General features: G+C 34.0%; 10 protein-coding genes. 7 read left to right on the top strand and 3 right to left on the bottom strand.

The window, feature by feature from the left end; all coding sequences use genetic code 11:
* The first annotated feature begins 24 nt into the window (after window positions 1-24).
* From N4A35_04960 to N4A35_04945, 4 genes are all read left to right on the top strand, one after another.
* The gene (locus tag N4A35_04960; protein ID MCT4580749.1) at window positions 25-4320 is read left to right on the top strand and encodes a PKD domain-containing protein; all 4296 of its coding nucleotides are present in this window, start codon (window positions 25-27) and stop codon (window positions 4318-4320) included.
* A 227-nt stretch (window positions 4321-4547) separates the two neighbouring features.
* Window positions 4548-7052 (top strand): PKD domain-containing protein, encoded by a 2505-nt coding sequence (locus N4A35_04955; protein ID MCT4580748.1) that lies wholly within the window; start codon window positions 4548-4550, stop codon window positions 7050-7052.
* Window positions 7053-7070: 18 nt separating this feature from the next.
* A complete protein-coding gene (locus N4A35_04950) occupies window positions 7071-8081 on the top strand; it encodes a PorP/SprF family type IX secretion system membrane protein (GenBank protein MCT4580747.1) in 1011 nt (336 codons plus the stop codon).
* 65 nt (window positions 8082-8146) lie between these two features.
* Complete coding sequence (locus N4A35_04945) at window positions 8147-9166, top strand: o-succinylbenzoate synthase (protein ID MCT4580746.1); 1020 nt, start codon at window positions 8147-8149, stop codon at window positions 9164-9166.
* On the opposite strand, the gene N4A35_04940 is transcribed toward N4A35_04945, so the two are convergent.
* The 3 genes from N4A35_04940 to N4A35_04930 form a co-directional block, all read right to left on the bottom strand.
* A complete protein-coding gene (locus tag N4A35_04940; protein MCT4580745.1) occupies window positions 9154-9897 on the bottom strand; it encodes a DUF2490 domain-containing protein in 744 nt (247 codons plus the stop codon). The two genes, N4A35_04945 and N4A35_04940, sit on opposite strands and share 13 nt — an antisense overlap.
* Window positions 9884-10312, bottom strand: a complete 429-nt coding sequence (aroQ, locus tag N4A35_04935) for a type II 3-dehydroquinate dehydratase (GenBank protein MCT4580744.1) — start codon at window positions 10310-10312, stop codon at window positions 9884-9886. The genes N4A35_04940 and aroQ overlap by 14 nt, the downstream gene beginning before the upstream one ends.
* Window positions 10313-10410: 98 nt before the next feature.
* Window positions 10411-11610, bottom strand: a complete 1200-nt coding sequence (locus tag N4A35_04930; protein MCT4580743.1) for a zinc-dependent peptidase — start codon at window positions 11608-11610, stop codon at window positions 10411-10413.
* A 164-nt stretch (window positions 11611-11774) separates the two neighbouring features.
* Between N4A35_04930 and arsS the strand changes: the two genes are divergently transcribed.
* The 3 genes from arsS to N4A35_04915 are packed head-to-tail and all read left to right on the top strand — an operon-like array spanning window position 11775 to window position 13801.
* A complete protein-coding gene (gene arsS, locus N4A35_04925) occupies window positions 11775-12830 on the top strand; it encodes an arsenosugar biosynthesis radical SAM protein ArsS (protein ID MCT4580742.1) in 1056 nt (351 codons plus the stop codon).
* 52 nt (window positions 12831-12882) lie between these two features.
* Entirely contained in the window at window positions 12883-13209 is a 327-nt protein-coding gene (locus N4A35_04920; GenBank protein ID MCT4580741.1) for a hypothetical protein, read from the top strand.
* Window positions 13210-13219: 10 nt separating this feature from the next.
* Window positions 13220-13801 carry a YdeI/OmpD-associated family protein gene (locus N4A35_04915; GenBank protein MCT4580740.1) on the top strand — a complete coding sequence of 194 codons (582 nt, stop codon included), beginning with the start codon at window positions 13220-13222 and terminating at the stop codon, window positions 13799-13801.
* Window positions 13802-13815 lie beyond the last annotated feature (14 nt).

The following is a 13815-nucleotide window of genomic DNA, read 5'->3' as shown; positions in this document are numbered from 1 at the left end:
TATACATTTGATAAAAATAAGTAAATGAAGAAGTTAATAGCTTTAATTATAATAAGTGTTTGGAGTCTAACACTTATAGCGCAATCTGATAACATTTCTGGAGTAGTTAATGCTTATACTAAAGTTGTTAATATAGATAATTGCCCAGCTTTTATTGAGGTATCTGATGCATCTGATTTTGCAGTTGGAAATAAGGTGTTAATTATCCAAATGAAAGGAGCAGAAATAGATTCGACAAGTAATTCTCCTAATTTTGGTGATATTTTAAATTTTCACGAGTCAGGAAATTATGAATTGTCAAGAATTCAAAGTATTACTGGAAATACAATCCAATTGGTTGTTCCGTTAACAAGAACTTATGATGTCAATTATGCTGTTCAATTAGTTCGTGTTTCAGAACATATAAATGCAACTGTATCAGCAGATTTAACTTGCCCAGCTTGGGATGGAACAACAGGAGGAGTACTTGTAGTTGATTGCCAAAATATTTTGACTTTAAATGCGAATATAACAGCAAATAGTACAGGCTTTAGACCAGGAGTGATTTCTTCCAATCAATTTGATTGTACGCCAAGTAATGATTATTATTACCCAGGTACTTCTTTCTTTGGAGGAAGAAAAGGAGAAGGTATCGCTGATGTAAGTAACCAAATCATAAACGGAAGAGGAAAGTTAGCTAATGGCGGTGGAGGAGGAAACCAAGTCAACTCTGGAGGTGGAGGAGGTAGTAATTTCGGAGACGGAGGAAAAGGTGGTTTTGGACATCCTGTTTGTGGAGTTTTGGATATGGGAGGTCTAGGAGGTCAAGGAATTCCTTATGGAGGAGGACTGGACAAGCTTTTTATGGGCGGCGGCGGCGGTGGCGGCCAACAAAATGATGGCCAAGCAACTCCAGGAACTCTAGGAGGCGGAATCATTATCATAGTAGCCAATGAAATAGTAGGGAATAATAATGCTATTCAATCTTTTGGAATTGATGCAATTTCTGCAGCAAGTGATGGAGCCGGAGGAGGAGGAGCTGGAGGAACAATTGCTATTTCTTGTAATACCTATACAGGAAATGTTCAGTTAGATGTCCATGGTGGAAAAGGCGGAAATGCCAATGTTGATCATGGAACTGCTGGGGGCGGTGGAGGAGGTCTAATATATGCGAGTAGTGCCTTACCTGCCAATGTTACAACGAATTTAGTAGGAGGTAATCCTGGTGTATGGAATGGAACTACTAATAGTTATGGATCACAAGCTGGGGCCGCAGGAGGAGTTCTTACTTCCTTTGTATTAAATAATCCCGTGCAGAATAGCCAACCCAAAGCTGTAATAGTAGAGCATACATGTTTTCTTGATCAAACCAATATCTATCTTAACGATACCGCTTCATTAACTCAATTAAACTGGTTGATTGTTGAGTCAGCTAACCCAGCGAATATCATTTTAAATTCCAACTGGAATGGTAATGTTGTTCAATTGTCAAATTCAGGAGAATATGTTGTAGTAGCGGAACTAGTCTACTCATGTTATAGAGATACCCTCTATGATACATTGAATATTACAACTGTAAACCCTATAGATTTAGGAAATGATACAACTTACTGTCTTGATGGTAGTGGAGTCTTGACCTTAGATGCTGGACCTGGATATGATTTTTATTTCTGGCAAGGGGTTGATACTACACAGACCTATACAGCTGATACCACTGGACAGTACATTATTAAAGTAGCTAATATAGGAGACAATATGGTTATTAACGGCGATTTTGAATCTGGAAATACTAATTTTAATTCAGAGTATGAACATGTGGGGTGCGGAACATTACCGCTTTTAGGGAATGCAATCAATATTGATACCTATACAGTTGGAGGAACAGCCTCATGTTATGGTATAGCTGGTACAGGAAATGCTTACCATGCCTATGATGTACAAACAGCGAATTATGGAAAGGTATTCTGGGGGCAAACAATGAATGTCACTCCGAATACAGATTATATTATTCGAGTTGATGCCTACGAAGACTTGGCGGGTACTGCATATCAACCTGGATTGACTAGATTTGAAATTTTCGCTAATAATTCTTTAGTGCAAATAGATTCAGTCGGAGGTAGTGGAGCATGGCAAACGCACACATATACATGGAATTCTGGAACAAGTAATAATGTGTTGTTGGAAATACGAAACGGATTGAATAATATTACTGTAGGCCAGGCTGGTTTAGATCCTTTTTTTGATAATATCTTTTTTGCTCCATTATGTACAGCAACAGACACGATTAATGTCACCGTAGGAGAGTTGCCACATGCAGCGTTTAGTTTAGTGGATAGTTGTGAGTATTTAGCAGTAAACTATACTGATTTAAGTACAATCACAGCTCCAGAATCGATTGCAACATGGAGTTGGGATGTGGATAATGATGGAGTAGAGGATTACAATACTCCAACCCCTAGTCATACTTTCCCAGCAGGAACCTATACAACTAGTTTAACAGTAACAAGTGCAATAGGATGTTCAAAAGATACGACCATGCCAGTAGTGATTTATGAACAACCTCAAGGTAATTTTACTTTCAATAATGAATGCTTATATGATTCGGTAGGTTTTGTAGATAATTCAACAATCACAGCTCCTGATATGATCGTTGGGCATGGATGGAATTTTGGAGAGAGCCCAACTCCTTTGGTGCAGTCAACAGCTTCAAGCCCTTATTATACCTATTCAACAATAGGGAGCTATAATGTTGTTGAAGTAGTAGGTTCTTTGAATGGATGTTACGATACCGTTGTAAATCAAGTTACCATCTATCCAGTACTAAATGTAGCTTATACAGTAAGTGATACTTGTGATAATATCCCATTAGACTTTATCGATCATACGATTTCCACAACGCCAATATCTTCATGGGAATGGGATTTTGGAGATTTAACTACAGGTAATAGTCAAAATGAAACCCATACCTATTTAGCATCTGGTAACTATAACACAGAGTTGATAGTAGTAGATGACAATGGTTGTACAGATACTGCGAGTTTAGCCCTAACGATTAATCCAACTCCACAAGTTACATTCAATTTTATGAATGGGTGCTTGTATGATACCATAAGTTTTATTGATGCTTCAATAGTGAATGCGCCAGATAATATCGTCTCTTGGAGTTGGGATGTAGATGGTGATAATGCAGAGGATTATAGTACTCAAAATGTAGAGCACCTCTATGGAATAGCAGGAGATTATAATGTGACACTAACTGTAGAGTCGAATAACAGTTGTTCAAATAGCTTTACCCAGTTAATATCAGCTTATGCTGTACCTCAAGCTAGTTTTTCAGCATCAACAGCATGCGTAAATGGAGGCCCAACGCAATTTGTCAATACTTCAAGTATATCAAATGGAATAATTACAACCTATGGTTGGGACTTTGGAAACGGTAATTTTTCATTGCAAGAGCATCCTACTAATGACTATTTTATTGCGGCAAGTTATCCTGTTACATTAGGAGTCTTATCTGATAATGGATGTGTAGATAGTGTTACCTTTAGCATAGAAGTTTTAGGAAAGCCAAGTGCTGCATTTACACAAGATACTACAGCTGGATGTGCTCCATTATGTGTAGCTTTTGCTGATACCTCTTATGATGATGTGCCAATAACGAATTGGAGTTGGAAGTTCGAGAATAATTATGGAGAAAGTTTTGATCAAAATCCAACGTATTGTTATACAGTAACAGGAGATTATAATGTTGGTTTAATCATCACCAATAGTCAGGGGTGTAAAGATACCATAGAGCAATTAGGTTTAATAAGTATTCTACCTTTACCAACGGCAGACTTTAGCTTGTCTCCAACTTCTACAGATGTACAGAACTCAACGATAGAATTTACAAATAATAGTCTAGATGCAGCTGCATGGAGTTGGAATTTTGGAGATGGGTCAGAGCCAGATGTTAGTAATTACAATCCAAGTTATGCTTATGGAGATACTGGGTATTATGAAGTAGAATTGATCGTCTATAACTCTTATCTGTGTAGTGATACAATTATTCAATATGTTGAAATATTACCAGTGGATGATTTGTTTGTGCCGAGTGCATTTTCTCCAAATGGAGATGGGAAGAATGATGTCCTATATGCTAGAGGGTATATTGGGGCAATGTATTTTGCAATTTTTGATCGTTTAGGCAAAAAAGTCTTTGAATCTGAAGATAAAGAGATAGGATGGGATGGAATGATTAACGGTAAAAAGGCTTTAGAAGGAGTTTATACTTGGTATATACAAGCCGAAGTAAATGGAAATGCATATAAATTAAAAGGAGATGTTACTTTGGTAAGGTAATAATATAAAAAAAATATGTTTAAGGAAGAGTTAATAAAATGCTCTATAATTAAGTATTTTTTTGATGTACCAGTATATTTTTTCAATAAATTCCATTCCAAAGAATAGAGTTTTTCATGGGATAATAAACTTCATCTAATAAAGTTTATTGAACAGGCAACCTCTGTTTATCACTTACGTATTTATACTGAATAAGTAAAGTAAAAAACTAAAATTTGTTACCCCTCATGAATAGATTTGTTACCCCAATCTTATTCAGTATTTTAGGTTCTTTTGCATATGCCCAACAAGGTTGTAATTTGAATGCTATTAGAACTGCTTTTACAAATGCTGGATGTACTGAATTAGTAAGCTGTCAAACGGGTTGTAGTATGTATTTTTATAACCCACAATCGTTGTCTGGAGTAGCTGCTCAACAGTTTGCAGAAAATTTAGGAGCAAATTTAACATCAATTCAATCAGTGACAGAGAATAATTGTATCAGCACAGCCTTAAATAGTAATAATTTTGGAGGCATTATATGGATTGGTTTTACAGATGAAAACTCTGAAGGTAACTTTTATTGGTATGATGGAGCTCCTGTAAATTATACAAATTGGGCTAGTGGAGAACCCAATAATGCTGGAAATGATGAAGATTGTACGCAAATTTATCCAGGTGGAGGATGGAATGATTTACCTTGTAATGGAAGTGTCTCAAAATCGGTGATAGAAGTTAGCTTATGTCCAGAAATTTCAGTAAGCAATGATACAACAATTTGTCATGGAACAACATTAAATTTGAGTTGTTCTGGTGCACTATTGGGTTCAGCTCCTTATACTTATGTTTGGTCTAATGGCCAAACAGGTCAAACAATAACAGTTTCTCCAACTGATACAACGACTTATACCGTTACGGTAACTGATAGATATGGATGTTTTGTAACTGATGCCGTTACTGTTAATGTATTAGAAGCTATTGACGTTAGCTTTATAAGTGATGATTTATGTAATAATGAGGTTGCTCAGTTTTCAAGCACTTCATCAGTGGGTTTACATGATGCTATTAATGGTTTGTTTTGGGACTTTGGTGATGGGGTTAATGATGTCGGAGGAGTAGTGCATCACCAATACGCTGTAGATGGGACATATATCGTAACATTAGGAGTTTCAACGAATATGGGGTGTCGAGATTCTATAGAACAACAAATTACCATCAATACAGCTCCATCTGCTCATTTTAATTTTAATGATGGTTGCCCCAATACCTTAATCACTTTCAATGATAACTCTACTACTAACAGTTCTGTTGTTACTTCATGGGAGTGGGATTTTGGTGATAACTCAGGAATAGGGGGGAGTTCAATTGAAAATTACTCTTATGCAACAACTGGAATTTATGGCGTTCAATTAATTGTTGAAGATGATTTAGGGTGTAGAGATACAAGCGTACAAAATGTGGAGATTTTTGAAGAACCACAACCAGCTTTTAATTTTTTTAATGGCTGTGTGTATGATGAAGCCAATTTAACAGATGTTTCATTAATGACAGCACCAGATAGTATTAGTTCATGGAGTTGGGATGTAGATGAAGATGGGGTAGAAGATTATTCAACCTCCACAGTTGTTCATCAGTATGGTGTTGCTGGTGAATATGATATCGTCTTGACGGTGGGAGCAAGTAATGGCTGTGAGAATAGCCTCACACAAACGATTACTCGATATCCAGCTCCTCAAGCTAATTTTTCAACTGATGTAACATGTATAAATGGTGGAGGAGCTCGGTTTATGAATACATCAACTGTGTCAACAGGAAGTATCGTTCTAAATAATTGGGATTTTGGTGGGGGAAATGGTTCTACTCAAGAATCTCCAAATTATATTTTCCCATCAATAGGAAGCTTTCCTGTACTTTTAGAAGTCGTTTCTAATCATGGATGTGTAGATAGTGTGATTCAAAATGTAAATGTTTTACCTAAACCATCAGCAGGTTTCATCCAAGATACAACACAGGGATGCCCTATTATGTGTATTACGTTTTCTGATACTTCTAATGATAGTGGGGGGATTGTTGAGTGGAATTGGAAATTTGAAAATGATTATGGAGAAAGTAATGAGCAAAATCCAGCGTATTGTTACGCTTCTTCTGGAATTTATGATGTTGGGCTAATTGTAACCAATGTTGAAGGCTGCATGGATACACTAGAAAACAATGGATTAATAACTATTCATGCAACGCCAGTCTCAGATTTTATGGTGTCACCAACATCAACAGATGTTCAAAATGCAACAGTAAATTTTACGAATAATAGCATTGACGCTGCTGCATGGAGGTGGGATTTTGATGATGGAAGTGGATATAATTATAGTGATTATAACCCTATACATTTGTATAGTGATTCTGGTCATTATGAAATTGAATTAATTGTTTATAACGCTAATTTGTGTACTGATACTAGTTATCAAATTGTAGAAATACTTCCTGTTGATGATATCTTTGTACCCAATGCATTTTCGCCTAATGGAGATGGAATAAATGAGGTTTTATATGTTAGAGGTTTTATTGATGCAATATCTTTTACCATATTTGATCGCTTAGGTAAAAAAGTATTTGTGTCGGATAATATAAAAGATGGGTGGGATGGAATGATTAATGGAAAAGATGCATTAGAAGGGGTTTATACATGGTATGTGAAAGCCGAAATAAATGGGAAAACTTATAAATTAAAAGGAGATGTTACATTAATAAGATAAATTTAATACATTTGAATTATGAGAATTATAGCCATAACAATATGTACACTACTAATTGGTAGGATTTTTTATGCTCAGGATATACATTTTTCTCAGTATGATGTCAATGTTACGACTTTAAACCCTGCTTATACTGGTGTAATGGAGGGTGATTTCAGAGTAGCTAATAACTATAGAAACCAATGGGGAACTGTGAGTACTCCATTTACTACTTTTTCTGCAGCTTATGACATGAACGTTTTAAATAAGAAACAGAATAAAGGATTATCTGATATTGGAATTGGGTTAGGATTTTTTAGTGATAAAATAGGAACAAGTAGCTTATCACAAAATCAGTTTAATTTTTCACTCTCAGCAATCCAGCAAGTTAATTTTGATACCAAGCTTTCTCTTGGGTTACAAGGTGCATATAACCAGCAAAGTATTTCTATGGATAATTTGACTTGGGATACGCAATTTTCAAATCATCAATTTAATCAAGATCTACCATCTCAAGAATTATTTTCAAATAGTAAGGCCAATTATATCGATATTAACGCAGGGTTATTATTAGTCAATGAGAGTTGGGATAATCGTTTTACAATGGGAGTAGCTGCTTACCATATCAATTCTCCTAAACGAGAGTTGTTTGCAGGAGAAAAACTAGCTCCAAAACTAATAGGACATGCAAGTTATGAAATAAAGCTTGGACGCTCTATGTCTACCCGCTCAATTATCCCTAAGTTACTATACACTAGACAAAGGAAACATCAAGAAATATTAGTCGGAGCCGTGTATAGAAACTTTCTAAAACAAGCGAGTAAATATACCCGTTTCTCAACAGAAACTTTTGTTGATTTTGGAATGTATTATAGAGTGCAAGATGCCATTGTATTATCTGCTGGAATGCATTATCAACGCTTTAGGTTTGCTGTAAGTTATGATACCAATATTTCTAAATTGAGTGTAGCATCTAATACCATAGGAGGATTTGAAGTATCTTTAGCTTATCACGGACTCTTTGCAGATAATAGAATTAAGTTAAAGTAACAGAAGTTGAATATCAAAATAAATAATTTTTAACTTAGCATTTTGATTAAAGAAACTTCGAAATGATTCAACTGTCTTATCAGCCTTATACTTTAAAATTTAAACAACCTAGTGGAACTTCGAGAGGAATATTAAAAGAAAAAAAAATCTGGATTATTTCTGCTTGGGATTCTGAATTACCTGATGTTGTAGGAACTGGGGAGTGTAATCCTTTAGTTGGTTTAAGTGTTGATGATGTTCCTGATTATGAAGAAAAATTAGCTCATGTATGTACTGATTTTTCTCAATATGAAGAGAATTTATATGAATATTTAATTGATTTTCCCTCAATTTATTTCGGAATAGAAATGGCTTTATTGGATCTGAAAAGAGGAGGAAAGAAAGTTTATTTTAATACTCCATTGATAAAGTTTAAACAACCCATTAAAATTAATGGATTAATTTGGATGGGGAGCCATGAATTTATGTATCAACAAATTCAACAGAAACTAGAAGCTGGTTTTAGTTGTATAAAATTGAAAATAGGGGCAATAGATTTTCAACAAGAGTTAAGGTTATTGGCCTCAATTCGTGAAAAATATAATGAAGAAGAACTTGAGTTAAGAGTTGATGCAAATGGAGCTTTTTCTCCCGAAGAGGCTTTAGAGAAGTTAGAACAACTCAATGAGTTCGGTCTACACAGTATAGAACAACCAATTCGGGCGGGTCAATACAAAGAAATGGCAAGTTTATGTAGAACCACTCCTTTTCCTATAGCATTGGATGAAGAATTGATTGGAATAAAAACGATTGAAAGAAAAAGAGCATTGTTAGAAGAAATAATGCCTCAATACATTATTTTAAAACCATCGCTAATAGGAGGTTTTAAAGGAACAATGGAATGGATAAGCGTAGCAGGTGAATTGGGAATTCCTTGGTGGATTACATCAGCATTGGAATCGAACATTGGGTTAAATGCAATTGCTCAGTTTACAAGTACACTGTACAATCCTTTACCACAAGGATTAGGAACAGGACAATTATATACCAACAATATCGATTCTCCTCTGGAAATCAATGGAGAGTGGTTAACTTATAAGGTATAGTTGATGCCTATATCAAGCATACGATTATTTTCTATTCGTATTTTATCTGATTTATAAATCCGCTGATTTTTATAACCAATAGTAAAATTCAAATGTTGTTGTCGATACCCCAATCCAATATAATAACGATTCTGTTGGAAGTATGGGTTTTTCAATTGATTCGTGGTTGAAAAATGAAGCTCATCAAAAAGTTTTAAGTAGACCTTATCTTTATTTTTAAAAATATGGATAGGATACTTTACTGTGAATTGATAACGAACTTTAGAAAAGTTTTTCATTCCAGTTTTATAAATATGACCATGGTCATCAGCCGCAAATTGTTCTCTAAAGAAATGCTCCAGTCTAAAATTGTGTGTTAACGAAAGTTGTTGTAGTTTATTTTGGTAAAGGAGTTGCTCAAAAAGGTTAAGGTCAGTTCTCGAAGTTAAAATGGGCTGTTTTCCATAGGGAAATGTCTGAATATAAGAACTCCCAATCCCCAATTTTAGTTGAGGTTTTAGATGATAATAAAACATTCCTCTCATTAAAAATTGTTGCCAATTTTTGTAAAAATTAGCTCGTCTAATACTAAGTTCTCCTCTAAGAGAAATGTGTGAGTCAATCTTTTTTGTAAGAGAAAAGTTATTCCAAGCTAATTCTTGCTGATCAACAATTTTGCCTTGAGCAAGTGAAAAAGAGAGGGAATAGAAAAATATAAAAAGTAGATAAAATAACTTTTTAAACCATTTCATCAATTAAGTAGTTTAAAGCCAATTGATAAGAAGTAAGCCCGAAACCAGTAATTACACCTTGACAATTTTTAGCCATTAACGAGGTGTGTCTGTAGGTTTCGCGCGCATATACATTACTAATATGAACTTCAATTACTGGTGTTTTAATTCCAGCAATAGCATCAGCAATAGCAACAGAAGTATGGGTGTATCCACCAGCATTAAAAATAATACCGTCGTAATCAAAACCAATTTCATGTAGTTTATTAATCAGTTCTCCTTCTACATTACTTTGAAAATAGTAGAGGTCAATGTTGGAATATTGAATTTTCAGTTGATTATAAAAGGTATCAAATGATTCATTCCCATAGATATCTTGTTCTCTAGTTCCTAATAAGTTAAGATTAGGTCCATTTAAGATTAAAATTCGTTTCATATATAACGACAAAGATAAGGAGGAAACCAAAAGAATGAAATTTTAATTTTAACTTTTGTTACAGAAGTTATCAGATGTATTCATTATAGGACGTATGGTTAAGGAAGTTTAAAAAGGCTAACTTTAGAAAAGAACAATAATTTATAGTATTGCCATGTTGTTAATTTTTTTTGATTGGGAGGCATATAACCATATATCTTTTGAAGAGAAGAAAACAATTGAGGTAAATGCTGTTTTAAACGGTCTTGTTCTGTAAAAAATAATTCAGAAGAAACCGCAAAAAATTCGTAGGGATTACTTAATCCATATTCGCTGATAATCGAAGCGTTTCCTTTAGCTTCTTCTTCTCTATAGTTGTTTTTCCAAATTTCTTGTTGTTGTTTATTCGAAATGGCTAAACCGTCTAAACCAGTTGAATAATAATCAAGAACATGTGCAAATTCGTGAATCATTAACTCAGATTGGAGTGTTTTATAAGAGGAAATTAAGTGAAACCACGATAGGTGAATACTCGTTTGATTTTTATAGGTTAGTTGCTCTTGTCTATTGATAAAATAAGAATAAAGTGTCGTTAAATAGTTATACAGTTCAATACAATTATTTTTATCAGTTTCCTTTAAACTGGTTCGTTCAATGAAATTTAGATAGGTAGTTTTATGTTGATTTATTTCTTTTTCAAAAGGAGCAATTTTTTTGAGAATAACAGTTGGTTTAATAGTCGCTTCATTATCAGATAAAATTTTTGATATAAAATGAATGTTTCCTTCCCATTTTTTGAAAAATTTTAAAAGCTCAACAGATCGAATAGAACTACTGAGATAAAAATTATTGATAAGCTGGAGGTTGTAGCCTAAAATTTCTTCCATTTTTCGAGTTAAAAATAGGAGGCTCATCGGACCTCTTGCATCGACTAATCCAGCTTCAGAAAATTGCTTACGAAGTTTTACTCCTGAATAAATAACAATAGAATTAATAAAACTCAAAGGAAAGTCAGTACGAGCAATGAGGGCCTTAGAAAGTTGATAAGCGAGATATAATCTAAAAGGAGGAGGTAAGTCTTTACGAGTCGAGTGAACCATCACAACAGACTGTTCTATTCTTAAAACCAGCGGTTTAATATTTTTTTTGAGAGCAGGATTGAGCTCTTGATAATAAGGATCTTTTTCCATAAGGCCAATTATCCAATCAATATCCTTTTGGTTGACCGATACTTGTTTTATGTGATCCTCTTTTGAAAACCAACAATCAGCTAAGAGGTGATCATCACTGACTTGTTCGATAAGAGACTGGTATAACATATAGAGGTGATTCTAATTTTAAGTATTGAGCTCAAATATAAAAGTGTAAACTAGTTTAGCAAGAATTCACTAAGAATATTTTATCGTTTTTGATTTACCGTTAACTTTTTTGTAAGTATTTAAAAAATCAAACGACTATCTTTGTAAAGATAAAAATAGAGTAGATGGCAACGAAATCGTTAAAGGCGCAACAAAATAAAATTGCAATAGCACAAGAGCAATTAAAAGTGTTAAATAGCACTCCATTTTCTAATGGAGTATTACCAACATTTCAGCAAAAATTAGCAGAAGGAAACCAGTTTCCATTAACATTAAAAAAATTAGATATATTCCAAGTTAATATAGGGTATATGTGTAATCAAGTATGTGAACATTGTCATGTAGATGCAGGACCTGATCGTAAAGAAATAATGACTATTGAAACCATGCAGCAATGTTTGGATGCGATTAAAATATCTGGCGCATCTACTGTTGATATAACTGGTGGAGCGCCCGAAATGAATCCTAACTTTAGATGGTTTATTGAAGAGATTAACAAATTGGGGGTCGAAGATATCATTGTACGTTCAAACTTAACGATTATTGTAGCCAACAAAAAATACTACGACTTACCAGAATTTTTTAAAGCTAACAATGTTCATGTAATTTCTTCTTTACCATGTTATACCAAAGAGAATGTAGATAAACAAAGAGGAAAAGGTGTTTTTGCAGATTCAATTAAAGCTTTAAAGATGCTTAATGATGTGGGGTACGGAATAGAAGGTACAGGATTAAAATTAGACTTAGTGTACAACCCAGGAGGTCCTTCTTTACCAGGGAGCCAAGAAGGATTACAAGCTGACTATAAAAGAGAATTGAAAGAATTGTTTGGAATAGAATTTAACTATTTGTTTACGATTACTAATTTACCAATTAGTCGTTTTTTAGACTTCTTAATGGCTAGCGAACGTTACGAAGAGTATATGGAAAAGTTAGTCACTAATTTTAATCCTTATGCTGTTGATGGAGTAATGTGTAGAGAAACAATTTCTGTAAGTTGGGACGGCTATATCTATGATTGTGACTTTAATCAAATGTTAGCGTTAAAAGTCGCTTCTAAGAGTAATCATATTCGTGATTTTAGTTTAGCAGAGTTGGCAAAAAGAGATATTATTATCTCACAACATTGTTATGGCTGTACAGCAGGAGCTGGGAGTAGTTGCCAAGGTGTTACTGTTTGATTCTAGTTCTAATTAGAATGAAAAAATTGTACCTTTAGAAGAAAATATAATAATGGTATATTTAAAGATGATTGGAGGAGGATATGGATATAATTTTCTTCCAACAGATGGTTTTCAAACAATTGGTTTTACTTTGGGGAGTATACTATTGATTTATGTTTTTATTAAAATCAAAATACAAAGTAAAAGAGAAAGCTCTTTTTTGAATTATACTGATCTTAATAAACTAGATTTATTGCTTCAGCCAAAAAATGAAGAAATAACCAAAGTTGAGCCTAATAGATTGCCGTTTACTAACTATTCATTTTCATTTACTCGTTTTTTTCTTTGGGGTATGGTACTACTATTATCAATAGGAGCTTCGTTAAGCTTTTCTTAAATTATTTTCAATGAAGCCAACGTTTTTTAAATCTCAAACAGCTTTTAGAGCGTGGTTAGCTCAATTTCATCAAACCGAAAAAGAGTTAATTGTTGGCTTTTATAAAGTCAAAAGTGGAAAGCAGAAGATGACTTGGTCTCAATCAGTTGATCAAGCGCTGTGTTATGGATGGATAGACGGAATTCGAAGAACAATAGATGAAGAAAGTTATCAAATTAGGTTTACCCCTCGTAGAAAAAATAGTGTTTGGAGTAAAGTTAATCTAAAAAAAGTGGAAGAGTTAACCCAAAAAGGGTTAATGCAACCAGCTGGATTAAAGAGCTATGAATATAGAAATTCCAATAAAGCTAATGTTTATGCTTTTGAACAGGAAAAATTGCAGTTTTCACAAGAGTATTTAACAGTATTTCAAGAGCATAAAAAAGCTTGGGATTACTTTCAAAATTTAGCGCCATCTTATAAGAAGAATTCAATCTATTGGGTGATGACGGCAAAAAGGGCTGAAACACAACAGAAAAGGTTAAAAAAGTTGATAGAAGATAGTGAGAAAGGTACTAACCAATGGAAACACAATAAGTATAAAAAGAAATAAAAAATACCTCCATT

It is taken from the genome of Flavobacteriales bacterium (genome assembly GCA_025210295.1).
In the GTDB taxonomy this organism is placed as follows: domain Bacteria; phylum Bacteroidota; class Bacteroidia; order Flavobacteriales_D; family Parvicellaceae; genus S010-51.
This window is presented reverse-complemented; position numbering and strand designations above follow the sequence as displayed.